This window comes from Craterilacuibacter sinensis, assembly GCF_009831765.1.
Classification (GTDB): domain Bacteria; phylum Pseudomonadota; class Gammaproteobacteria; order Burkholderiales; family Chromobacteriaceae; genus Craterilacuibacter; species Craterilacuibacter sinensis.
The window spans coordinates 171,944-194,153 of record NZ_WSSB01000001.1 but is presented as its reverse complement, the minus strand read 5'-3'; the positions used below and the strand labels follow the sequence as shown (position 1 = coordinate 194,153).

General features: G+C 59.3%; 20 protein-coding genes and 2 riboswitches. Of the genes, 7 read left to right on the top strand and 13 right to left on the bottom strand.

Features of this window, described 5'->3' with window-relative positions; genetic code table 11:
- Positions 1–51 precede the first annotated feature (51 nt).
- Together rpmF and GQF02_RS00975 are read right to left on the bottom strand one after the other, a co-directional pair.
- On the bottom strand, positions 52–231 hold the full coding sequence (gene rpmF / locus GQF02_RS00980; RefSeq protein WP_124734057.1) for a 50S ribosomal protein L32: 180 nt from the start codon (positions 229–231) through the stop codon (positions 52–54).
- Positions 232–256: 25 nt separating this feature from the next.
- Positions 257–760, bottom strand: coding sequence for a YceD family protein (locus GQF02_RS00975; protein WP_124734056.1), 504 nt, complete (start codon positions 758–760; stop codon positions 257–259).
- 56 nt (positions 761–816) lie between these two features.
- On the opposite strand from GQF02_RS00975, the gene GQF02_RS00970 reads away from it, so the two are divergent.
- The 3 genes from GQF02_RS00970 (at position 817) to pncB (ending at position 3,374) form a co-directional block, all read left to right on the top strand.
- Positions 817–1,401, top strand: coding sequence for a Maf family nucleotide pyrophosphatase (locus tag GQF02_RS00970; RefSeq protein WP_160794246.1), 585 nt, complete (start codon positions 817–819; stop codon positions 1,399–1,401).
- A complete protein-coding gene (locus tag GQF02_RS00965) occupies positions 1,401–2,102 on the top strand; it encodes an SAM-dependent methyltransferase (RefSeq protein WP_160794244.1) in 702 nt (233 codons plus the stop codon). The genes GQF02_RS00970 and GQF02_RS00965 overlap by 1 nt, the downstream gene beginning before the upstream one ends.
- A 69-nt stretch (positions 2,103–2,171) precedes the next feature.
- Positions 2,172–3,374 (top strand): nicotinate phosphoribosyltransferase, encoded by a 1,203-nt coding sequence (gene pncB, locus GQF02_RS00960; protein WP_160794242.1) that lies wholly within the window; start codon positions 2,172–2,174, stop codon positions 3,372–3,374.
- A 149-nt stretch (positions 3,375–3,523) separates the two neighbouring features.
- Here the strand turns inward: pncB and GQF02_RS00955 are convergent, their stop codons facing one another.
- The gene (locus GQF02_RS00955) at positions 3,524–4,384 is read right to left on the bottom strand and encodes a Rossmann-like and DUF2520 domain-containing protein (protein ID WP_160794240.1); all 861 of its coding nucleotides are present in this window, start codon (positions 4,382–4,384) and stop codon (positions 3,524–3,526) included.
- A 77-nt stretch (positions 4,385–4,461) separates the two neighbouring features.
- Here GQF02_RS00955 and GQF02_RS00950 point away from each other — a divergent pair, with 77 nt between their 5' ends.
- From GQF02_RS00950 to GQF02_RS00935, 4 genes are all read left to right on the top strand, one after another.
- Positions 4,462–5,031, top strand: a complete 570-nt coding sequence (locus GQF02_RS00950; protein WP_160794238.1) for a LemA family protein — start codon at positions 4,462–4,464, stop codon at positions 5,029–5,031.
- Positions 5,000–5,932, top strand: coding sequence for an LSm family protein (locus GQF02_RS00945; RefSeq protein WP_160794236.1), 933 nt, complete (start codon positions 5,000–5,002; stop codon positions 5,930–5,932). The genes GQF02_RS00950 and GQF02_RS00945 overlap by 32 nt, the downstream gene beginning before the upstream one ends.
- Positions 5,933–5,951: 19 nt before the next feature.
- Positions 5,952–7,220, top strand: a complete 1,269-nt coding sequence (locus GQF02_RS00940) for an O-acetylhomoserine aminocarboxypropyltransferase/cysteine synthase family protein (protein ID WP_160794234.1) — start codon at positions 5,952–5,954, stop codon at positions 7,218–7,220.
- 620 nt (positions 7,221–7,840) lie between these two features.
- Positions 7,841–8,914, top strand: a complete 1,074-nt coding sequence (locus tag GQF02_RS00935) for a porin (RefSeq protein ID WP_160794232.1) — start codon at positions 7,841–7,843, stop codon at positions 8,912–8,914.
- Positions 8,915–9,071: 157 nt separating this feature from the next.
- Here the strand turns inward: GQF02_RS00935 and GQF02_RS00930 are convergent, their stop codons facing one another.
- From GQF02_RS00930 to GQF02_RS00885, 10 genes are all read right to left on the bottom strand, one after another.
- Positions 9,072–9,734, bottom strand: coding sequence for a TetR/AcrR family transcriptional regulator (locus GQF02_RS00930; RefSeq protein WP_160794230.1), 663 nt, complete (start codon positions 9,732–9,734; stop codon positions 9,072–9,074).
- A 413-nt stretch (positions 9,735–10,147) separates the two neighbouring features.
- Positions 10,148–13,003, bottom strand: a complete 2,856-nt coding sequence (gcvP, locus tag GQF02_RS00925) for an aminomethyl-transferring glycine dehydrogenase (protein WP_160794228.1) — start codon at positions 13,001–13,003, stop codon at positions 10,148–10,150.
- An 82-nt stretch (positions 13,004–13,085) separates the two neighbouring features.
- Positions 13,086–13,472: a glycine cleavage system protein GcvH gene (gcvH, locus tag GQF02_RS00920; RefSeq protein ID WP_124734806.1), complete on the bottom strand. Its 387-nt coding sequence runs from the start codon at positions 13,470–13,472 to the stop codon at positions 13,086–13,088.
- 92 nt (positions 13,473–13,564) lie between these two features.
- A complete protein-coding gene (gene gcvT / locus GQF02_RS00915) occupies positions 13,565–14,650 on the bottom strand; it encodes a glycine cleavage system aminomethyltransferase GcvT (RefSeq protein WP_160794226.1) in 1,086 nt (361 codons plus the stop codon).
- 32 nt (positions 14,651–14,682) lie between these two features.
- Positions 14,683–14,793, bottom strand: a riboswitch (glycine riboswitch).
- Between the two features lie 17 nt (positions 14,794–14,810).
- A riboswitch (glycine riboswitch) is annotated at positions 14,811–14,900 on the bottom strand.
- A gap of 95 nt (positions 14,901–14,995) precedes the next feature.
- The gene (gene arcC / locus GQF02_RS00910) at positions 14,996–15,946 is read right to left on the bottom strand and encodes a carbamate kinase (protein WP_160794224.1); all 951 of its coding nucleotides are present in this window, start codon (positions 15,944–15,946) and stop codon (positions 14,996–14,998) included.
- Between the two features lie 95 nt (positions 15,947–16,041).
- The gene (locus GQF02_RS00905) at positions 16,042–17,049 is read right to left on the bottom strand and encodes an ornithine carbamoyltransferase (protein WP_124734803.1); all 1,008 of its coding nucleotides are present in this window, start codon (positions 17,047–17,049) and stop codon (positions 16,042–16,044) included.
- 100 nt (positions 17,050–17,149) lie between these two features.
- Positions 17,150–18,379 (bottom strand): arginine deiminase, encoded by a 1,230-nt coding sequence (locus GQF02_RS00900; protein ID WP_160794222.1) that lies wholly within the window; start codon positions 18,377–18,379, stop codon positions 17,150–17,152.
- Positions 18,380–18,480: 101 nt separating this feature from the next.
- Positions 18,481–19,806, bottom strand: a complete 1,326-nt coding sequence (locus GQF02_RS00895; protein WP_124734801.1) for an amino acid permease — start codon at positions 19,804–19,806, stop codon at positions 18,481–18,483.
- A 169-nt stretch (positions 19,807–19,975) separates the two neighbouring features.
- Complete coding sequence (gene gluQRS, locus GQF02_RS00890; protein WP_160794220.1) at positions 19,976–20,875, bottom strand: tRNA glutamyl-Q(34) synthetase GluQRS; 900 nt, start codon at positions 20,873–20,875, stop codon at positions 19,976–19,978.
- Between the two features lie 111 nt (positions 20,876–20,986).
- On the bottom strand, positions 20,987–22,165 hold the full coding sequence (locus GQF02_RS00885) for a sensor histidine kinase (protein WP_160794218.1): 1,179 nt from the start codon (positions 22,163–22,165) through the stop codon (positions 20,987–20,989).
- Between the last annotated feature and the right edge of the window lie 45 nt (positions 22,166–22,210).

The following is a 22,210-nucleotide window of genomic DNA, read 5'->3' as shown; positions in this document are numbered from 1 at the left end:
TCTTCGGTAGTCAACTACCTGTTGTATTGAACAGGAAGTCAAGGTGAACGATTACTCGCTCTTGGCCTTCACAACCTGGCGACCGCGGTAGAAACCGTTAGGGCTGATGTGGTGACGCAGATGACGCTCACCGGTCGTCGCTTCAACAGCCAGCGAAGGAGCGGTCAGGAAATCGTGGGCGCGGTGCATGCCACGCTTGGATGGGGATTTTTTGTTCTGCTGAACGGCCATGATTGACTCCTAAAAAATTCAAACTTTATTCGGACTTGGGTTTCTTGAGCGCAGCCAGCACCGCGAACGGATTCGGCTTTCCGGCTTTGCCGTGCTCAAGCAACTCGTCACCGCACTGATCGTGCTTGGGTGACAAGGACAAGCCCATGATGATCTCGTCTTCGACCAGCGCGATCACGTCCAACTCTTCCTCGGCCATAACGGCATCGAGTTCTTCGTTGTCCTCGACAGCGGCAGCCAGTTTCTCTTCGTCCCGGAAGAACGTCAGTACGGCTTCACTCTCTATGGGATATTCCATAGGCTCCAGACAACGCTGACAGATGACATTAACTGTCCCTGTCACCTTGAGCCGGAGAGACGGGCGGCGCGAGCCATCCATAAAGCCTTCAGCCGTAAACTGAACCGCCCCGCTGTTGTCAGCGAGGTTTTCCAGTACACGTTCATCCAGGTCGGCGATGGTGCGGCGACCATTGCGACTTTGGCCATCACGGCCAAACGCGAGCGGATCGATCAAAATCGGGTTAGACATAAACGCGAGATGATATAATTGCCGCCACGGATTTGTCAAAGCAATCAAGCCTCAACATGCAAAAAGCCATCGTACTTGCCTCCACCTCGCGCTACCGGCGCGAAATCGTCGAACGTCTGGGCCTGCCTATCCATTGCGCCGCCCCCGTTTGCGACGAAACGCCGCTCGCCGGCGAAAGCGCACTGGAAACAGCGGTGCGTCTGGCACGCATCAAGGCCATGTCGCTGGCCGATGCCTATCCCGACGCGCTAATCATAGGCGGCGACCAGGTTGCCCTGCTTGACGGCCAGCAGATAGGCAAGCCCGGCAGCTTTGAAAACGGCGTCGCCATGCTGCAATGGATGAGCGGGCGCACCGTCGTCTTCCACTCGGCGCTGGCGCTTTATAACAGCAAAAGCGGCCGCCTGCAGGAAAACGTCGGCCTGACCCGCGTCACCTTGCGCCAATTAAGCGAAAGCCAGATCCGCACCTACCTCAGCCGCGAACCGGATGCCCTGCACTGCGCTGGTGCCGCCAAAAGCGAGGGGCTGGGCGGCGCGTTGTTGCAAAGCGTCGAATCCGACGACCCCAATTCCCTGATCGGCGTTCCCCTGTTCGCCCTGATCAGCATGCTAATCAACGAAGACATAGACATACTCTGATGACCGGCACCCTTTACCTGATTCCGACGCCGCTGGGCGATGAAAACACACCGTGGCTGCCCGAGCACGAACGCCTGCGCGTCATCCATATCACCACCTTTGTAGTCGAGGCTGAAAAAACCGCGCGCAAGCACCTCAAGGCGCTGGGCGTGACCACGCCGATACGCGAGCTGACGCTCAACACGCTGAACGAACACACGCCAGAGGCCGATGTCGCGGCGCTATTGCAGCCCTTGCTGGACGGGCAGGATGTGGGCCTGGTATCCGAAGCTGGCTGCCCGGCCGTTGCCGACCCCGGTGCGCAGCTGGTGGCACTGGCCCACGCCAAGGGCGTGCGGGTGGAGCCCATGATAGGGCCATCGTCCATCTTGCTGGCACTGATGGCCTCCGGCGCCAACGGCCAGTGCTTCGCCTTTCACGGCTACCTGCCGGTTGACGGCAGCGACCGCACCCACGCCATTCAGGCGCTGGAAGCGCGCTCGCGCCAGAACAAGGAGACGCAGGTCTTTATCGAAACGCCATACCGCAACAACACCATGCTGGCCGAGCTGAGAAAAACGCTCGCGCCGTCCACCCGCCTGTGTGTGGCGGCCGATTTGACCCTGCCTGGCCAGACCATCGTCAGCCTGCCCGTTGCCGACTGGCCCAAAGACGCGCCCGACTTTCACAAGCGCCCGGCCATCTTTATCGTTCACGCATAAAAACAGCGCCGCGCCGGCATACGGCGCGGCCGCTTAAGCCCATCCTTATCAAGCGGACACCGCAGCCCTATGCCGGCCATGCCCCCCATCATCACCTCCTTGCTAGACACCGACCTGTACAAGTTCACCATGCTGCAGGTGGTGCTGCACCAGTTCCCGGCCGCGCATGGCGAATACGCCTTTAAATGCCGCAATACGCCGCAGCGGCCGCTCTCCTCGCTGAAAAACGAACTCGAAGCGCAACTGGACGCCCTGTGCGCGCTGCACTTCACCCAGGACGAACTGGGCTATTTGCGCAGCCTGCGCTTTATCAAGAGCGATTTTGTCGACTATCTGGAGCTGTTCCATCTGCAGCGGCGCTTTATCCGCGTGACAGAACAGGGGGAGGAACTGCTGGTCAGCATCAAGGGCCCGATGATACAGGCGATGTTTTTCGAGATTTTCGTGCTCGCCATCGTCAACGAACTCTATTTCCAGCCACTGGACAATAGCGCCGTGCGCGCCGAAGGCCAACACCGGCTGCAAGAGAAAATCGCCCGCCTGCAAGCTTTCAGCCAGACTGAGCGCCCTGCCGGCCATGGCCCGCTGCTTTTGTCCGACTTTGGCACCCGCCGCCGCTTCTCGCGCGACTGGCACGCCCATGTCGTCGCCAGCTTGCACCGGGAAGTTCCCGATATTTTTCGCGGCACCAGCAATGTCTATCTGGCGTGGCAACTGGGCATCACCCCGATCGGCACCATGGCGCACGAGTTTTTTCAGGCATTTCAGGCGCTGGGCGTGCGCCTGCGCGACTTTCAAAAGGCGGCACTGGAAGCGTGGGTACAGGAATACCGCGGCGATCTGGGCATCGCGCTCACCGACGTGGTAGGCATGGATGCCTTTCTCGCCGACTTCGATCTTTATTTTGCCAAGCTGTTTGACGGGCTGCGCCACGACAGCGGCGACCCTTATCTCTGGGGCGAAAAGGCCATTGCCCACTATCAGGCGCTACGCATCCCGCCACACAGCAAGATGCTGGTCTTTAGCGATGCGCTCAATGTGGACAAGGCGCTGGCGCTGCACCAGCATTTCAGCGAACGCATCCAGGTGAGCTTCGGCATCGGCACCAATTTCAGCAACGATATGGGGCTCACCCCCTTGCAGATCGTCCTCAAGCTGGTCAGCTGCAATGGCCAGCCGGTCGCCAAGCTGTCCGACAGCCCGGGCAAAACCATGCCCACCGACGCGACCTTTCTCGCCTACCTGAGACAGGTATTCGGGATCAGGGAGTAGGACTCGGGACTCGGGACTCGGGACTCGGGACTCGGGTTTCAGTGTTTCGGCCAGGCACGCTCGCGTCAACACTGCAGATCCCGGTTCCCGGTTCCCCCATCCCGAAAGACGAAACCCGCCAGCCGCCCCTATTCCCTATTCCCTATTCCCTATTCCCTATTCCCCAATACCGCAAGCAAGCCCGCCTGCTGCCCTGCATCCAGCCTGTCCCCGGCAAGCTCTACCGTGGCCTGGCCCAGCGCGCGATACAAGGCACCCTGCCCCTTATCCAGCACCGTCAGGTGCGACGCCACGGTCGCGACATCACCACGCACAATAGGGCCAGTCAGGGCCGCTTCCGCCCCCAGCGCCAGCGCGTTGTCCAGCGACTGGCGCATCAGGCCGCCCAACAGGCGCCGCGCAACCGCGTGCTCGATACCGGCATTGGCCGCTACGCCTTCGGCCAGTGCCACCAGCGTCACCAGATAATTGGAAGCGATACTCAAGGCCGCGTGATAGGCGACCTTGCCCTCGCCCTCCAGATAAAAAGCCTCGCCACCGATGGCTACCACCAGTTGCGCGAGCCGCTCGCACGCCGCCTCCTCGCCTTCCAGCGCGCACAAGCTGCCGGCAAAGGTTTGCCGCGCGCGCTCGGGCTCGGCAAAAGAAAACGCCGGATGCAGACTGGCCACCAGCGCCCCCTGCTGCGTCAAAGGGGCCAGCAAGGCAGACGAACACGCGCCGCTGGCGTGAAAAACCACAGACCCCGGGCGCACGACCTGCGCATCGGCCAGCGCCTGGGCAACGGCGGCAATGGCGCCATCCGGCACGGCAATCAGGGTCAAATCGGCCGGCGGCAGATCCGCCAGCGTATCCAGCGCCTGCGCCGCACCAACAAAAGCGGCGGCCTCCCGCGCATGCGAGCGGTCACGGCACAACACCGCCGCCACCCGGTAGCGCCCCGAGTCCTGCGCCAGTCGCCCCAGCACCTTGCCCAGCCGTCCCGCACCCACAACATTCAAGCTCAGCATCACTCTATCACCCTTGTTTTATTGACGCGTCCCGCGCCGGATATCATCATGGCATTACTGGTTCAAGGAGCGCGATCATGTATCTATGGATTTTGCTGGCGGTGTTCGCCGCCCTGCTGCTGTACGCCGTCAGCCTGTATAACGCGCTGGTGCGCATCAAGCATGAAGTCAGCCGCAGCTGGGCCAATATCGATGTCTTGCTCAAGCAGCGCCACGACGAACTGCCCAAGCTGGTGGCGGTGTGCCAGCAATACGCCCAGTTCGAGCAGGCGACGCTGACCCGCGTCATGGAAGCGCGCGCCGCCATCCGTACGGCCACACGCGGCGGCGACATCGCCCGCATTGGCGAGCTGGAAGGCAGCCTGCGCGGCCTTCTCGGCCAGATCTACGCCGTGGCCGAAGCCTACCCCGAACTCAAGGCCGACCAGCAGTTTGCTCTGCTAAGCGAGCGCATCAGCACACTGGAAAACGCCATCGCCGACCGGCGCGAACTCTACAACGAAGCGGTCAATATCAACAATATCCGCATCGAGCAATTCCCCGATGTACTGATCGCCCAAACCATGGGCTTTGCCAAGGCCAGCCCCTTGCGTTTCAGCAGCCAGGACAAGGCCGATGTGGACATTGCCGCACTATTTGACCGCTGAACTGTTACCCGGCGCAAAGCCCGGCGCCTCGCAGCGCCTGAGCGCGCTGCTGGCTTACCCGGCCTTGCTGTGGTGCGCCTGGCAGCTGCGCTTTTTGCCACTTTTTCTGCCCGCATCCGCGCTTGTTCTTGTCTACGCCCTGGCCTTATGGCACATCAACTACCGCCGCTACCGCGCCATCGCCGACACCCCCACCGCCCGCGCCCGCAGCGCGGCTCTCGGTTACACCGAGCTTTACGGCTATGCCCTGAATCATGAACAGGCGCCGCTGTTTTCTCCACTGTCCGGCCGCCCCTGCGTCTGGTATCGCTGGCACAAGCAGTGGCAAGGACAAAGCGTACTGGGTAAAAGCAGCGAATCGGCACAAAGCGAAGCCAGCTGGCGTTTGCGCGACAAAAGTGGCGGCGAAGTCATCATCCACCCCGAAGGCGCCACCATCCAGAGCGCCCACCACCGCATCACGCTGGATGATGGCTGGCGCATCACCGAAGAATGGATAGCCGAACACGACCCGCTCTATGTATTGGGCACGCTGTCCGCTATCGGCGGCACGCAGAGTGAGGCGCAACAACGCGAAGACGTGAAACTTGAACTGGAACACCTCAAGCAGGATCAGGCACAGCTTCTGGCACGCTTTGACCGTAACCGCGATGGCCAGATCGATATGGAAGAATGGGAAGCGGCACGGCGCGCCATTCATGCCGAAGTCAGCCGCGAACATGCCGAGCTGGCCGCCGCGCCGCTCACCCACCATCTGACGGCACCCAGCGACGGACGCCATTTCATCATCAGCCACCGCGCACCCGCTCACGCCGCCCGCCACTTTCGCCGTCTGGCCTGGCTGCATCTGGCCGCCGCCGGCCTCAGCCTGTGGCTGCTAAACGCCATCGCCCGCCATTAACCCTCCCCAAGGAGAAACCATGAAGATAGAAACCCTCGCCGTCCACGCCGGCTACAGCCCGGAGCCAACCACCCATGCGGTAGCCGTGCCGCTCTACCAGACGGCCAGCTACGCCTTTGACAGCACCCAGCACGCCGCCGACCTGTTCGACCTTAAAGTGTCGGGCAATATCTACACCCGCATCATGAACCCGACCACCGACGTGCTGGAAAAGCGCGTCGCCGCGCTGGAAGGCGGCATTGGCGCGCTGGCGGTGGCCTCCGGCATGGCGGCGATCAGCTACGCCATCCAGACCATTGCCGAAGCCGGCGACAATATCATCGCCACCAGCACGCTGTATGGCGGCACCTACAATCTGTTCGCCCACACCTTCCCGCAACTGGGCATCAAGGTGCATTTCGTCGATCACCGCGACCCGGCCGCCATCGCCCAGTATGTGGACGAGCGCACCAAGGCGGTATTCTGTGAATCGATCGGCAACCCGCTGGGCAATGTGGTCGACTTCGCCGCCTTTGCCGCCGAAGCGCACAAGCACGGCCTGCCGCTGATCGTCGACAACACCGTGCCTTCTCCTTATCTGTGCCGCCCGTTCGAGCACGGTGCCGACATCGTCGTTCACTCGCTCACCAAATATCTGGGCGGCCACGGCACCAGCATCGGCGGCATCATCGTCGACTCCGGCAAGTTCCCGTGGGGCGCACACGCCCAGCGCTTTGTGCGCCTGAATACGCCGGATGTCAGCTACCACGGCGTCAACTATGTCGAGGCGCTGGGGGCTGCCGCCTATATCGCCCGCGCCCGCGTGGTGCCGCTTCGCAATATGGGCGCGGCCATCTCGCCGTTTAACGCGCGCGAAATCCTGCTCGGCATCGAAACACTGGCACTGCGCATGGACCGCATCTGCGACAACACGCTGAAGGTGGCACAGCATCTGGCCAGCCATCCCAAGGTCGAGTGGGTCGAGTACGCGGCACTGGAAGGCAACCCGTCCAAGGCGCTGGTCGACAAATACATGGGCGGCCGCGCCTCGGGAATTTTGTCGTTCGGGGTCAAAGGCGGCATCGAAGCCGGCGCACGCTTTATCGACGCGCTGCAGCTGATCACCCGTCTCGTCAATATCGGCGACGCCAAGAGCCTGGCCTGCCACCCGGCCAGCACCACCCACCGCCAGCTCTCGCCCGCAGAGCAGCTCAAGGCCGGCGTACGTCCAGAAATGGTGCGTCTGTCCATCGGCATCGAGCACTGCGACGACATCCTGGCTGACATCGAACAGGCGCTGCAGGCGTAAAACAACCGCGGGATGGGTGCAGGCCGAAGGCCGTAACCCATCCCGCGCAACCACCATCCAGCACCCCCGCCCCGCCATGGGTTGCGCTTCGCTTCCCCCATCCTGCGCCCGACCCCAAAAATACAGACAGCGACTGATTCCGATCAAGGCAAGGTAAGGCCGGGAATTATTTTATTTACATAGTCTTCACTCGCAACTAGAATTGTCTTCGACAGATATGCTTGCTCATGAGTCTTTCTGTTGTTTCGAGATTAGGTATTGCGCCCATCCTCTGCGGATGGGCTTTTTTTGTGCCCACCCCATTCCGCCAGGCTCTCAAAAAAGATCAAAACCCGGCATAAAGCGCCACAAAAAAAAACATAAAGACAGAAAAAGCCAAAATAACCACAAAAACAGCACAAACAGGCAAACAAATAGCCACGCCTTAATATCAGTATTTTTTAATAATCAAATCAACAACTTACCCGAAAACCAAATCAAACACACCCACATCAAGAGCAAGTTAATGCTTGCAAAGTGTTACAAAAAAGCAACAGTTTGCATTCTAAATGTTGCACATCACCCTGCATGGACGTTAGCATTTGCTCGCAAATTTCTTCTACGCACAAGGAAGTTTAAACATGAAAAAAGTACTGATCGCTGCTCTGGTTTCCGCTCTGCCAGCTGCTGCAATGGCTGATGTAACCGTTTACGGCATCATGAAGGCCGGCGTTGAAAACGTTAAGGTTGGCAAAGAAGCTTCTGCTACCAACGTTGACGATCTGGGCTCCCGCATCGGCTTCAAGGGCAGCGAAGATCTGGGTAACGGCCTGAAGGCTATCTGGCAGGTTGAAACCGCTCTGGCTATCGATGATGGCAAGAACGGTGGCAAGAGCTGGGCAAGCCGCGACTCTTTCGCTGGTCTGTCTAGCGAATTCGGTACTGTGAAGCTGGGTTACAACTCCAACTTCGCCAACTCCGACATGGGCGTGATCAATGCCTGGGAAAACGGCTCCGACGCACTGGGCCTGTCCATCTTCACCCGTGCTGATGCACGTCTGAAGGACTCCATCCGTCTGGAAAGCCCGGAATACGCAGGCTTCAAGGCTGTATACGTACACGGTGTTGACGAAAACAAGAACGAAATTCTTGCTGACGCACCAAGTGTAGAGACCTACACCAAGAATGCCCGCATCAACTCGCTGGGCCTGCAGTACGAAATCGCCGGTCTGACCGCGCAGTACATGTACCAGGTTGAGAAAGATGCCTACGCTACCGCAGCCAAGAAAGAAGACACCAAGCAGCATCGTGTTGAACTGAGCTACGACTGGAACAACTGGTTCTTCGGTGCTGGTTACGCCCAGACTACTGGCGCAGTTGAAGCGGATAAAAAAGGCAAATTCTTTAGCGCATTCGGCAACGAATTTGCTGCAGGCACCGTAGTTGACGGCCAAGAAATGAAGGCTCGTGACGCTGCCATGACCGTAGCTTACACCTACGGCGCGATCACCCCTAAATTCTCCTACGCTCACGGCTGGGACGTTAAGGTTGACGGCGTTAAAGCTGTAGACACCGCTTACGACCAGTTCATCGTTGGTGCTGACTACTCCCTGTCCAAGCGCACGCTGGCAGGTGTTTCCTACGGCAAGATCAACTACAGCGGCGAAGCTGCTGATGTTAAAGCCTTCGGCGTGAACCTGATCCACAAGTTCTAAGCTTCGGCTTACAACGCAAAAAACCGGCGCCTCGCGCCGGTTTTTTTACGCCTGGATATCGACAGGCAAACAAAAACCGCCAAGCTCACGCCGGCGGTTTTTTACTCCCTACTCGCTCAAGATGGGTTGCGCTGCGCTTCACCCATCCTACCCCTTCTCACGCCTGCGGCAAGCTGGCCAGGTCGTATACCGGGTTGACGGTATCGGCACCTTTCTTGGCCAGACGTGCCAGCTCCTGACGCAGGATGTTCTGCAACCACTGCTCGCGTAGCGGCGACGGCTCGACTTCGCGGCTCATGGTACGGTACAGCGACATGCCGTGATAGGTAGTCATCATGGTCAGCGCCATGGCGACGAATTCGCTATTGCCGGCATAACGCGGGAAATAGGTGCCCAGCAAGGCGATAAAGCGGTCGCGCTGGCGCAGGCCATCGCGCGCAATCAGGCCGGACAGCTCGGGCTGGGTACGCGCAGCCATCATCAGCTCCATCAGCACCACATAGTGTACATCGGCCACCAGCGAACGCATCAGGCACACCATCTTGTCCTCATCCGACGCATCCGCCGGCAAGGCGACCAGGTCAGCGGCGGCACGGTCGAACAAGAGATCAATGGTGCTGTTGTATACCAGCTGCATCAGCTCGTTCTTGGTGGCGAAGTGGCGGAACAGCGCACCCTGCGACAGCTCGGCACGCTGACAGATGATCTGCACGCTGGCGCCCTGATAGCCCAGCTCGTTGATGCAATCGATGGCGGAGGCCACCAGTTTACCTATAGTGCCTTCGCGGCGGCTTTGTTGGGTTCTGCGTGTCGGACTCATTTTTTATCTCGCTTTAACGTATGCAGGCCTGATGTCGCGGATCATAACAGCAAAATACCAAACGGGTAACTTGATGTGTGATGCACTCGCTCGCATCCTGCTTGTCCAGCATGAATAGCACGAGGCCACCCATACCCTGCAAGCAGAAATAATCATTAAAATTCAAATGCCTATAAAAATAATCATGCAACAGATACTGAACAATCCAGTCAGTACAATAGGGGAAACACCCTATCTAATATTTGCCAGCCTCTTTGTTATGTCGCATTTATCCGACAGCAGCTTACGCCTCAATAAAAAAGCCCGCAAGCTTTAGCTCGCGGGCGCTTTCTTTTACTGTAGCAGCACATCACATCCTCACCACTTGCACAGGTGACAAGCGAGGGCTGGATGCATCACCCCAGAAAGACAGCTTACAAATAATCCGCGGTTGCCGGGCAGCTGCACACCAGATTACGGTCCCCGTACACGTCGTCGATGCGGTTCACCGCCGGCCAGAACTTGTTGTCCAGTACATAAGGCAGCGGGAACAAACCCTGCTCGCGGCTGTATGGCCGGTTCCAGTCGGCAGCGATATCGGCCTTGCCGTGCGGCGCATTGACCAGGGGATTATTGTCCGCCGGCCAGACGCCGTCCTCGACTGCCTGCACTTCTGCCCGTATCGCCAGCATCGCGGCGATAAAACGGTCAAGCTCGACCTGACTCTCGCTCTCGGTCGGTTCGATCATCAGCGTACCGGCGACCGGGAAGCTCATGGTCGGTGCGTGGAAGCCGTAGTCCATCAGGCGCTTGGCGATATCGACTTCGGTGATGCCGGAGGCCGCCTTGAGCGGACGCAAGTCGATGATGCACTCGTGCGCCACCCGCCCTTGCTTGCCGCTATACAGCACCGGATAGTGCGGCGCGAGCCTTGCGGCAACGTAGTTGGCATTCAAAAGTGCATGCTCGGTCGCCAGTTTCATGCCCTCGGCACCCATCATGGTGATATACATCCACGAGATAGGCAGAATGGAAGCCGAGCCGAATGGCGCGGCCGACACCGCCCCTTGGCCTGCCTGCGCCCCCGGCACTTCGCTCACCACATGGTTGGCCATGAATGGCGCCAGATGCGACTTCATACCGATCGGGCCCATGCCCGGACCGCCGCCGCCATGCGGAATGCAGAAGGTCTTGTGCAGATTCATATGCAGCACATCGGCACCGATGTCGGCCGGACGGGTCAGACCCACCTGCGCATTCATATTGGCGCCATCCATATACACCTGCGCCCCGTAACCATGCACCAATGCACAGATATCGCGGATGCTTTCCTCGAACACGCCGTGGGTAGACGGGTAGGTAATCATCAGCGCACCCAGGCGATCGGCGTGCAGCTCGGCCTTGGCCTTGAGATCGGTGAGATCCACATTGCCCAATTCGTCGCACTTCACCACCACCACCTGCATGCCCAGCATCTGCGCGGTAGCGGGGTTGGTGCCGTGTGCCGATTGCGGAATCAGGCACACGGTGCGCGCAACATCACCACGGCTTTCGTGGTAGCGCAAGATAGCGAGCAAGCCGGCGTATTCGCCCGAGGCGCCGGAGTTAGGCTGCATCGAGATGGCGTCAAAACCGGTAATCGCCATCAGCTGTGCCTGCAAGCCGGCAATCATTTCGTGATAGCCAACCGCCTGATCGGCCGGGCAGAACGGATGCAGCTCGGCAAAAGCAGGCCAGGTCACTGGCAGCATCTCGGCCACGGCGTTCAGCTTCATGGTGCACGAGCCCAGGCTGATCATGGAGTGATTCAGCGCGAGGTCGCGGTTTTCCAGCCGCTTGAGGTAGCGCAGCATGCCGTGTTCGGTGTGGTACTGATTGAACACCGGATGGGTCAGGATGGCCGACTCGCGCTTGAGCGCAGCCGGAATCGCATCCGCAGCGGCAGCATCCAGTGCGGCGACATCGGCCACCTGGCCGGTAAAGAGCGTGATCAGGAAGGCCAGATCCTCATGACTTGCCTGCTCATGGAAGGCCACCGCCAGCACGCTGTCGCCGACGCGGCGCAGGTTGTAACCGGCAGCGAGCGCGGCAGCGTATACGCCGGCCGCCTTGTCACCCAGGTTGACCTCGACCGTGTCGTAGAAGCGGTCATACACCAGCTTGCCGCCAGCGGCCTGAATGGCGTGACCGAAAATCGCGGCCAGACGGTGGATGCGGGTGGCGATGCGGCGCACCCCCTCCGGGCCGTGGTACACGGCATACATGCCGGCCAGGTTGGCCAGCAATACTTGCGAAGTGCAGATATTGGAGTTGGCCTTTTCGCGGCGGATATGTTGCTCGCGCGTTTGCAGCGCCATACGTAGCGCGGTCTTGCCCTTGGCATCCACCGACACACCGATGATGCGCCCCGGCGCTGCACGTTTCATGTCTTCGCGGAAGGCGAAATAGGCAGCATGCGGGCCACCAAAGCCCATCGGTACACCGAAGCGCTGGGTATTGCCCACCGCCACATCGGCGCCCATTTCAGCCGGCGACTTGATCAGCACCATGGCCATGATGTCGGCGGCGACAATCGCCACTGCACCGCGCGCCTTGGCAGCGGCAATCGGCGCGCTCAGGTCCAGCAGATCACCGCCGGCGCCGGGCAACTGGAACAAGGCACCGAAGTAGTCGGCATTGCCGGCCTCTTCCGGATGCCCCAGCACCAGCTCAAAACCAAAATACTTGGCGCGGGTGCGGATCACATCCAGCGTCTGCGGCAGCACGCGGCTGTCGATAAAGAAGGCTTCGGATTTGGATTTGGACACCCGGCGCGCCAGCGTCATCGCCTCGGCGGCGGCAGTGGCTTCGTCCAGCATGGAGGCGTTGGCCATCTCCAGACCGGTCAGGTCGATCACCATCTGCTGGTAGTTAAGCAGCGCTTCCAGACGGCCTTGCGCAATCTCGGCCTGATACGGGGTATAGGCGGTATACCAGCCGGGGTTTTCCAGCACATTGCGCAGGATCACGTTCGGCAGGCGGGTCGGGTGGTAACCCAGGCCAATAAACGATTTATTGATAATGTTCTTGTCGGCGATCGCTTTGAGTTTGGCCAACGCCTCGGCTTCGGTCACCGCATCCGGCAGATCAAGCTTGCGCCCGAAACGGATGGCGGCGGGGACGGTTTGTCCGACCAGTTCGTCAAGGCTAGCCACGCCCAGCGTCGCACACATGGCGGCGCGCTCGGCATCGTTCGGGCCAATATGGCGGCCGATGAATTCCTGATGGTTGAACAGTTGTTCTAGCGACATATCGCTTCCTTTTTTGGCCGGAGATGGGTTTGACACGGCAAAAAAAACCCCTGACCGGTCAGGCGGCAGGGGCGGGATTAAATCAGGCGCCGATTTCGGCGGCGTAAGCGTCGGCACTCATCAGTGCGTCAAGATCGGCCACATTGGCCGGACGGATACGGAAGAACCAGCCCTCGGCATAAGGGGCGGAATTGGCCAGCTCAGGTGCGCCTTCCAGCTCTGCATTGACTTCCAGCACTTCACCGGCAATCGGGCTGTATACATCGGACGCGGCTTTCACCGATTCGACGACACCGGCCTGCTCGTCCGCAGCCAGCACGGCACCGGCTTTAGGCAGCTCGACAAACACCACATCACCCAGCAACTCCTGTGCGTGTTCGGTGATACCGACGGTGACGGAGCCATCGGCTTCCAGGCGCAGCCATTCATGGCTGGAGACGTATTTCAGTTCGGTCGGGATATGGCTCATGCGGGTTTCTCCTATAGATGCTTTGACTTGGGATCCGGAATCCGGGAGCCGTGACGCACCGCAAGCGGCGGCCCCCGGTTCCCGGGTTCCGCTTATTCGAATACCTTCTTGCCGTTGCGTACAAACGGCATCTTGACCACGCGCACCGTCGTTAAGGTGCCGCGCAGGTCGACCTGGGCATGCTCGCCGGTCGCTGCCGGCACGCGGGCAATGGCGATGGAGTGTTTAAGGGTCGGCGAGAACGTACCGCTGGTGATGATGCCTTCACCCATCCCCTCGACCACGACCTTCTGCCCTTCGCGCAGTACGCCGCGCCCTTCCAGCACCAGGCCGACCTGACGCATGGCAACACCGGCCTCCTTTTGCGCCTGAAGCGCGGCACGACCGATAAAATCGCGGCTGTCTTTCATCGCCAGCGTCCAGCCCATGCCGGCCTCCAGCGGCGAAACCTGCTCGTCCATGTCGTGGCCGTAGAGGTTCATGCCGGCTTCCAGACGCAGGGTATCGCGCGCGCCCAGGCCTATCGGCGCCACGCCGGCTTGTTGCAGTTCGCGGAAGAATTCGGCGGCTTCGCCAGCTGGGATCATGATTTCCAGACCGTCTTCACCGGTGTAACCGGTACGCGCGACAAACCATTCACCAAAAGGTAGCCCTTGGAATACCTGCAGCGCACGGATGGACTCGGCCCAGTCCGGTTTGACAGCACACACCTTATCAATGGCGTTCGGGCCTTGCACCGCCAGCATGGCCAGATCGCGGCGCGGGCGCAGCGTCACATCAAAGCCGTCAAGATGTGCATCCATCCACGCCAGATCCTTGGCGGTGGTGCCGGCATTGACCACCATGCGATAGCCGTCCTCGGCCAGATAAACGATCAGGTCGTCCACCACGCCGCCTTGCTCGTTCAACATGCCGGAATACAGTGCTTTGCCGACAAAACCGAGCTTGGCCACATCGTTGGCGATCAGTTGCTGCAGCCAGCGCTTGGCATCGGCACCGCTGATGTCGATCACGGTCATATGCGACACATCAAACATGCCGGCGTCGCTGCGCACGACTTCATGCTCTTTCAGTTGCGAGCCGTAATGGATGGGCATATCCCAGCCGGCGAAATCGACCATCTTGGCGCCGGCGTCTAGGTGTGCTTGATACAAGGGGGTACGTTGGGCTGCCGTCATGGTGATCCTTACATAGGGGAGATATCAGCTATCTACACCCCTCTGTCCGGTCACCTGAGATTTTCCGCAAGCACGCCATCAGCGCGTTGCGTTAGCCCCTTCGGTGGATGCCGCATCGGGCATCGCTCTCCAGAGTCGGTGGGCCAATCCGTTTACCGGCCCGTATGATGCAGTCCTTTTGCCTGAGCGATTGCGGGTGCGCTTGCGCCTTCGGCGGCGGCATAAAGCCGCTCTCTCCTGCATGATGTGCGGATTATCGCGGGAGATGCGGGATAAGTAAAGGCGGGAATGGGAACCGGGTGCAGGGGCTGGACATCAGCCCCGTTCCCGATTCCCTGCCCTGCATCAATACCAGACGATCCCGTTCACCTCGGTGGTAATGATGGTGCCGGCGTTGCCCTTGACGATTTCTTCGATATCTTCCAGCGCGCCAATAACAGCACGCTTGCCGGTCAGGCGGGCAAATTCGCAGGCAGCCTCCACTTTTGGCCCCATGGAGCCGGCGGCAAAGCCCAGTTTGTCCATTTCATCCGGGTGCGCCATCTTGATGGCTTTGGCGTCCGGCGTACCCCAGCCGACAAACACGCTGGCGACATCGGTCGCGATGACGAAATAGTCGGCATCGATTTCACGCGCCAGCAGCGCCGAAGACAGGTCCTTGTCGATTACGGCTTCGACCCCAACCAGCGTTTTTCCGGTCTCGTCATACATGGTCGGAATCCCGCCGCCACCGGCGGCCACCACCACCACGCCTTTTTCGATCAGCCAGCGTATGGGGCGCATCTCGAAAATGCGCTTGGGCTTGGGACTGGGCACGACACGACGGTAGTAGTCGCCATCGGCCTTCACTGTCCAGCCCCTGTCTGCGGCCAGCTTGTCGCCCTCTTCCTTGGTGTACACCGGGCCGACAAACTTGGTCGGATTGGCAAAGGCCGGGTCTTTCGGATCAACTTCAGTCTGGGTCAGGATGGTGGCAATCGGCACTTCGAATGGCAACTCGTTGCCCAGCTCCTGCTCAATCATATAGCCGATCATGCCCTCGGTTTGCGCCCCCAGCACATCCAGCGGATACGGGGTCACCGTAGAGTCAACCAGACGGGCATACGCATCGTTCTGCAAACCAAGCAAGCCCACTTGCGGGCCGTTACCATGACACATCACCAGGTTATGCCCCAAACGGGTGACGGCAGCCAGTTGTTTGGCGGCGATCTTGACGTTGGCACGCTGGTTGTCGGCGGTCATGGCTTCGCCACGACGTTGCAGGGCATTACCGCCCAAAGCGACTACTACACGCATGATGTTTCCTCTCCTAGCCGGCTACGCGCCGGCAGCAAGGCAAAACAAAGGCCGACCGCCCTGAGGTCGTGCCGGCCGCTTGGGTCTGAAAAAAATCAGCTACCGATGGTGGCAACCATGATGGCTTTAATGGTGTGCATGCGGTTTTCCGCCTGCTCGAATGCCAGACAAACCGGGCTTTCAAACACCTCGTCGGTCACTTCGATACCGTCGGCAAACTCCGGATACTGCGCAGCAATCTGCTTGCCGACCTTGGTTTTGGTGTTATGGAAAGCCGGCAGGCAGTGCATAAACTTGATGTTCGGATTACCGGATGCAGCCATCAGCGCGGCATCGACGCGGAATGGCTTGAGCAGCGCGATACGCTCGCCCCAACGCTCGATCGGCTCGCCCATCGATACCCAGACATCGGTATGAATAAAGTCGGCGCCCTTGACCGCGACTTTAGGATCGTTGGTCACGGTCAGGCGAGCGCCGGTTTGCTTGGCGATTTCGTGGCACTGCTTGACCAGTTCGGCATCCGGCTCCAGCCCTTTCGGCCCGCCGATACGCACATCCATCCCCATCATGCAACCGATCACCATCAGCGAGTGGCCCATATTATTGTGCGCGTCCCCGACATAGGCGTAGGCAATCTGCGACATCGGCTTGTCGCAGTTTTCGGTCATAGTCATCACATCGCACAGCATCTGGGTCGGATGCCATTCATCGGTCAGACCATTAAACACAGGCACGCAGGAGTACTTGGCCAACTCCTCCACATCATCCTGTGCAAAACCGCGAAACTCGATGCCATCGTAAAAACGGCTGAGCACGCGCGCCGTGTCGGCAATGCTTTCCTTGTGGCCCAACTGCGAGCTGGACGGGTCGATATAGGTCACATGCGCGCCCTGATCATGGGCAGCGACTTCAAACGAGCAACGGGTGCGGGTCGAGGTTTTTTCGAAGATCAGCGCGATATTCTTGCCCACCATGCGCTGTTCTTCATTGCCGGCGTATTTGGCCCGCTTGAGATCCCGTGCCAGATCCAGCATGTACTTGATCTCACGCGGGGTGAAATCCAGCTCTTTCAGAAAATGACGACCTTTGAGGTTGAAAGCCATTTGATGCTCCTGAGGATAAAGGCTGCTATCACGCCCTCTCCGGCACTTCATAAGCATGCCAGGAGAGGGTACACACAACGGAAAATGGGAAGACTGACGCTCAAGGGGTAATGGCGTCGCGCACCAGCGGGCAGGTCATGCAATGGCCACCGCCACGACCGCGTCCCAACTCGGAGGCAGGAATCTCGATCACCTCGACGCCAGCATCACGCATCAGCTTATTGGTATAGGTATTACGGTCGTAGGCCACCACCACGGAGCGGTCTAGTGCAACGACGTTATTACCGTCATCCCATTGCTCGCGCTCGCGCTGAAAGGCATCACCACCGGTTTCCAGCACGCGCAACTTGGGCAAACCCAAAGACTGGGCAACAACTTCCAGGAAAGGCTGGCTATGGCGCTCAAACTTGAGCTCGCCGGGTTTGTCACCCGCAGTGATACTGGTGCAGATGATTTCGTTGACGACATCGGGGAAGACGGAAACGAAATCGTAATCGAGGAAGGAGAATACCGTGTCCAGGTGCATGGCGCCGCGACTCTTGCCCATCTGGCAGGCAATCACTTTGGTCGGGCCATCCGGATGACCGATCGCATTTTTGGCCACCTGCACCACCGCTTGCGGCGTCGTGCGCTCGCCCATACCGATCAGTACCACACCATTGCCGATAGGCATGACATCGCCGCCCTCCAGCGTGGCCGGGCCATGATCGACGTCGCTATTGCCCCACCAAGAGTGCACCTTGCCGGCAAAGTGGGGATGGAAATTGTAGATGGCCTCCATCAGCAGCGTCTCCTGACGCCGCGCCGGCCAGTACATCGGATTGTAAGTCACCCCGCCATAGATCCAGCACGAAGGGTCGCGCTGGAACAGCATATTGGGAACGGGCATGGTGACGAAGTCGGACTGATCCAGATAGCCACCGAACAAGCCTTTGGCATCAAAAGGAAGCTCGAATTTGGCGATACCACCAACCAGATGATCCGCCAGCTGCTTGGACGGCATTTCATCTAGCCAGCTTCTGAGGTCGGCCAGCATGCCGACACCGACGGTATTGGGGCGGATCTTGCGATCCAGTACCCAGTCGCGTGCCAGCTTGTCGTCCATGGTCGCGGCAAGCATGTCATGCGCTTCCAGCACCTCGATACCGCGTGCGCGCATCTGACCGGTAAAGTAATCATGATCCTGCTGGGCGCGCTCGACCCAGATCACATCATCAAACAGCAAGTCGTGACAATTGCCCGGAGTCAGGCGCTTGTGTGCCAGATTAGGCCGGCACACCATCACGCTGTGCAGCTTGCCACACTCGGAGTGAACACCAAATTTGCTCATGACGCTTCCCTTTTCCATCACAAAAAATGGAGACCGGGAAGACCCATCTTGCCCGGCTACCGCCTTGGTTATAGCAAAGCGTTAGCCATAAATCGGACAATTTACTGAGCGTCTGCACGTTCCTTGATTTGCCATACATACACCGGCAAACCGAGCAGCAACAGGATGATGCCCCACATCACAACTTCAGCACCCGAGCCGTAAATGGCCCACAGCGAATAAAGGAAACCGACGCTCGAAAAGGCCAGCGGCGCAATCCAGTCCCGGGCGGAAAACTGCTTGCGACGCTGCAACATGACCGCCAGCAAAGCCATGGCGCAGAAGGCATACGGCAGCAAGGTCGTTGCGGTGGCCAGCAAAATAACGAACTCAAAAATCTTGACCCCACCATCGCCACCAGCATATTTCAAAGCCAGCAGCACGGTAACCAGCGAGCTGGACAGCACCAGACCGAAGCTTGGAACGCCCTTGGCATTGTGGCGCGAAAAGGCCTTGGGAAAGAGTCGGTCCTTGGCTGCCGCCGCCGGAATATGTCCCTGCATCAGACACCAGCCGTTAAGCGCACCGAAGCAGGCGATAATCGCACCGCCACCGACTGCATAATAGGCCCAGTCACCCCACAACAAGCGCGCGGCGTCGGCAAATGGTGCGGGCGAACTGGCCAGCGCATGAGCCGGCATCAACCCCATCAGGGCAATGGTACTCAGCATGTAAAGGCCGGCGGCCAGCAAGGTGCCGATCACCGTGGCGCGCGGAATGGTTTTCTCCGGATTCTGCACATTGCCGGCGGGCACCGAGGCCGACTCCAGACCGAGAAAGGCCCACAAGGTCAGGGCCATGGTGGCAGCCACCGAGCTCATCACCGGCTTGCTTTCCGGGTTGAACACCAGGTTGTCGGTATTCATATGGATGAAGCCGAAAATGGTCACCGCAGCCAAAGGCACCAGCTTGATAATGGTGGTCACCACCGCCACGACCCCTGAGCTTTTGGCACCGTTCAGGTTGATCAGCGTCACGATCCACACCAGCAAAATGGCGGCAGCACCGGCAAACAGATTACTTCCGCCTACCGCCGGAATAAAGACCTGCAGATAACTGGCCGCCGCAACGGCCAGCGCTGCATTACCCGCCCATAGTGCAATCCAGTAACCCCATGCAATCCAGAAACCGGCAAAATCACCAAAGCCCTCATGGATATAAGCGTAAGGTCCACCCTCTTTAGGAATGATGGCGGCCAGACGGGCAAAAACCAGAGCCAGACAGATCGCACCGGCCGAGGTAATGGCCCAGCCTATCAGCGAAATGCCGCCATAAGGCGCGAGCGAAGCCGGCAGCAGGAAAACGCCGGAACCTATCATATTGCCCAGCACCAGGGCCGTGCACATCCAGACACCCAGCACCCGCTTATTTTGCTTCACACTACTCATAGCTGCTCTCCGCAGGCAGGCTGCACGCAGCCTGTCTTGAAAACTTGTGCACCGGCAGGCGCACACAGAATGACCTGACGGGGGCCAGACATCGGCCATGCCCCCAATACGGGATACATGCATAAAGCCGACATAGATTCCCCCTTATAAAAGTGAATGTGTTGGTAAGTCATGCGCCATCGCTAACAAGTACAGGTCCGGCAGGCACCCGCGATAGCGACCAGTTTGCCCGCGCCCATTGCCACAAAGAGGCGAGATCCATCCCGCTTTCCGGCGGAGTGTGCCCCAGTCGCGCCAAAGCCAGCGCCAGTTCGGCTGCGGCATGATGGCGATTGATAGCAGGCGCCAGCGTCTGTTTGGACAACTTCTCCCCTGCATCATTGACCAGCAAAGGCAAGTGCACATAGCGCGGCACCGCCAGATTCAATGCCTGCATCAGGGCAATCTGGCGCGGCGTAGACACGAGCAAGTCGGCACCACGCACCACATCACTTATGCCCTGTGCCGCATCGTCCACCACCACCGCCAACTGGTACGCCCAGAAACCATCGGCGCGCTTGAGGACAAAATCGCCGATCTCGCGCGACAAATCCTGAGCATAGTGCCCTTGCAGCCCGTCAACAAAGGCAACAGCCCCTTCGGGCACATGTAATCGCCATGCCCGCCCCGCTACGCCTGCCGGCAAACCCGCCCGGCAAGTACCCGGATAAACATAGCCTTCTATGCCGCGCTGTGCATGGGCGGCAATCTGCTGCCGCGTACAGGCGCAAGGATAGGCATGCCCTTGCATCGCCAACTGCGCCAAAGCGTCCTGATAAAGCGCATGGCGTCCGCTCTGGTAGACCACCTCGCCGTCCCACTCAAAACCGAACGACTCCAGCGTGGACAAAATCGCATCGGCAGCGCCCGGCATTTGCCGTGCCGTATCCAGATCCTCGATACGCAGCAGCCATTCCCCGCCTCGCGTGCGCGCTTCCAGATAGCTGCCCACGGCGGTCGCAAGCGATCCTGCGTGCAACAAGCCGGTAGGGCTGGGGGCAAAGCGCCCACGATAAACGGGTCCGGTCATAAGGCAATGTGCTTGCAACATGTCAAAGCAGCACGACACATAACTGCAAAATACAAAAAAAGGGGATCTTTTTAACCGAAGTGCCGCACAGAGTAAACATAGAAAGTGGATTTAAGCATTATCCGGCCTGCTTGATGGCGGCAAATTGAAGTGCATTTCAAAGCGTGCGCCCTCCCACCTGCTACGTCCAACCCGGACTTGTCCACCCATTTCATCCGCCACTTTTTTGACAATGGCCAGACCCAGGCCGGTCCCGCCCACCCGCCCGGAAAAGAAAGGCTCGAAAATACGCGCACGTATCTCGTCGGCAATACCGGGACCTGAGTCTTCCACGGCAAAAACCAATACACCCTCGTTGATTTCCAGCGTCAAGCCCAGCCGGCCAGTGGCTGGTGTATGGGACAAGGCATTTTCCGCCAGCGCCACCCAGCTGGAGAGCAAAGCCTTGCGCTCCCCCGGCAGTACCACATCCATCGGTGACGGCCGCATGCAATGCAGCGTCAGTTGCCGCGCTTCGCACTGTGGCCGCAGCATGGCTTCAAGTTCGTCAAACAGTTCGGCCAACGATACGGGCTCGGTCAGGGTCGAGGTTCGAACAAAACCCAGCATATTCTGGATCAGCCCCTCCAGCGCGCGCAGGCGGTCGACTATTTTTCCGGAAAAGCGCTGGCGCTCGGCATCGGGCAAACCCGCATGCTGCAAATTCGCGGCATACAACATCGCGGTTGCCAGCGGCGTTCTCAATTGGTGTGCCAGAGAAGCCGCCATCCGCCCCATGGACGCCAGTTTCTCCTGAGTGGACAAGGCTGCATGCAATTGATGCAAGTGCGTCACATCATGCAACAACAGCAAACTGCCATCCGGCAGCACGCACTGCTGGATCGTGATCCGCCGTGCAGAGGTACCGGCCTGTACTTCAAACGTGTCGTCGGCACCGGCGCTGCGCAGTAAACGGCAGTGCAAATCCGGCCAGCACGCCCCCTCAGACAGGCCTGGCAACATGGCCATGGATGCAGGATTAGCCATGACCACCTGATCGTTGCGATCAATTTCAATCACGCCGGCTGGCAAGGACTCAAGCAACAAGGACAGGCGTTCGGCCAGCGCGCCGTTTTCCGCCGCACGGCGCAACAACTCATCATTAGCCGCAGCCAGCTTGCCATTCAGTACCGCAACCTGTTCTTCAAGTAACTGGTAAGCACCAATCAGCTCGCCGGAAACCTGATTGAACTGGGCGAAAGCGGCTTCGAGCCGGCTCTTTTCGCTAAAGACTGTAACTTTATCTGTCATTCACTCAGCTTCAGTTTGTAAAAATTGGTTTAACCGTAGGATAAT

Coding starts and splice junctions, on each gene's coding strand:
- rpmF (WP_124734057.1), bottom strand. CDS start 231: ATGGCCGTTCAGCAGAACAAAAAATCCCCATCCAAGCGTGGCATGCAC.
- GQF02_RS00975 (WP_124734056.1), bottom strand. CDS start 760: ATGTCTAACCCGATTTTGATCGATCCGCTCGCGTTTGGCCGTGATGGC.
- GQF02_RS00970 (WP_160794246.1), top strand. CDS start 817: ATGCAAAAAGCCATCGTACTTGCCTCCACCTCGCGCTACCGGCGCGAA.
- GQF02_RS00965 (WP_160794244.1), top strand. CDS start 1,401: ATGACCGGCACCCTTTACCTGATTCCGACGCCGCTGGGCGATGAAAAC.
- pncB (WP_160794242.1), top strand. CDS start 2,172: ATGCCGGCCATGCCCCCCATCATCACCTCCTTGCTAGACACCGACCTG.
- GQF02_RS00955 (WP_160794240.1), bottom strand. CDS start 4,384: ATGCTGAGCTTGAATGTTGTGGGTGCGGGACGGCTGGGCAAGGTGCTG.
- GQF02_RS00950 (WP_160794238.1), top strand. CDS start 4,462: ATGTATCTATGGATTTTGCTGGCGGTGTTCGCCGCCCTGCTGCTGTAC.
- GQF02_RS00945 (WP_160794236.1), top strand. CDS start 5,000: ATGTGGACATTGCCGCACTATTTGACCGCTGAACTGTTACCCGGCGCA.
- GQF02_RS00940 (WP_160794234.1), top strand. CDS start 5,952: ATGAAGATAGAAACCCTCGCCGTCCACGCCGGCTACAGCCCGGAGCCA.
- GQF02_RS00935 (WP_160794232.1), top strand. CDS start 7,841: ATGAAAAAAGTACTGATCGCTGCTCTGGTTTCCGCTCTGCCAGCTGCT.
- GQF02_RS00930 (WP_160794230.1), bottom strand. CDS start 9,734: ATGAGTCCGACACGCAGAACCCAACAAAGCCGCCGCGAAGGCACTATA.
- gcvP (WP_160794228.1), bottom strand. CDS start 13,003: ATGTCGCTAGAACAACTGTTCAACCATCAGGAATTCATCGGCCGCCAT.
- gcvH (WP_124734806.1), bottom strand. CDS start 13,472: ATGAGCCATATCCCGACCGAACTGAAATACGTCTCCAGCCATGAATGG.
- gcvT (WP_160794226.1), bottom strand. CDS start 14,650: ATGACGGCAGCCCAACGTACCCCCTTGTATCAAGCACACCTAGACGCC.
- arcC (WP_160794224.1), bottom strand. CDS start 15,946: ATGCGTGTAGTAGTCGCTTTGGGCGGTAATGCCCTGCAACGTCGTGGC.
- GQF02_RS00905 (WP_124734803.1), bottom strand. CDS start 17,049: ATGGCTTTCAACCTCAAAGGTCGTCATTTTCTGAAAGAGCTGGATTTC.
- GQF02_RS00900 (WP_160794222.1), bottom strand. CDS start 18,379: ATGAGCAAATTTGGTGTTCACTCCGAGTGTGGCAAGCTGCACAGCGTG.
- GQF02_RS00895 (WP_124734801.1), bottom strand. CDS start 19,806: ATGAGTAGTGTGAAGCAAAATAAGCGGGTGCTGGGTGTCTGGATGTGC.
- gluQRS (WP_160794220.1), bottom strand. CDS start 20,875: ATGACCGGACCCGTTTATCGTGGGCGCTTTGCCCCCAGCCCTACCGGC.
- GQF02_RS00885 (WP_160794218.1), bottom strand. CDS start 22,165: ATGACAGATAAAGTTACAGTCTTTAGCGAAAAGAGCCGGCTCGAAGCC.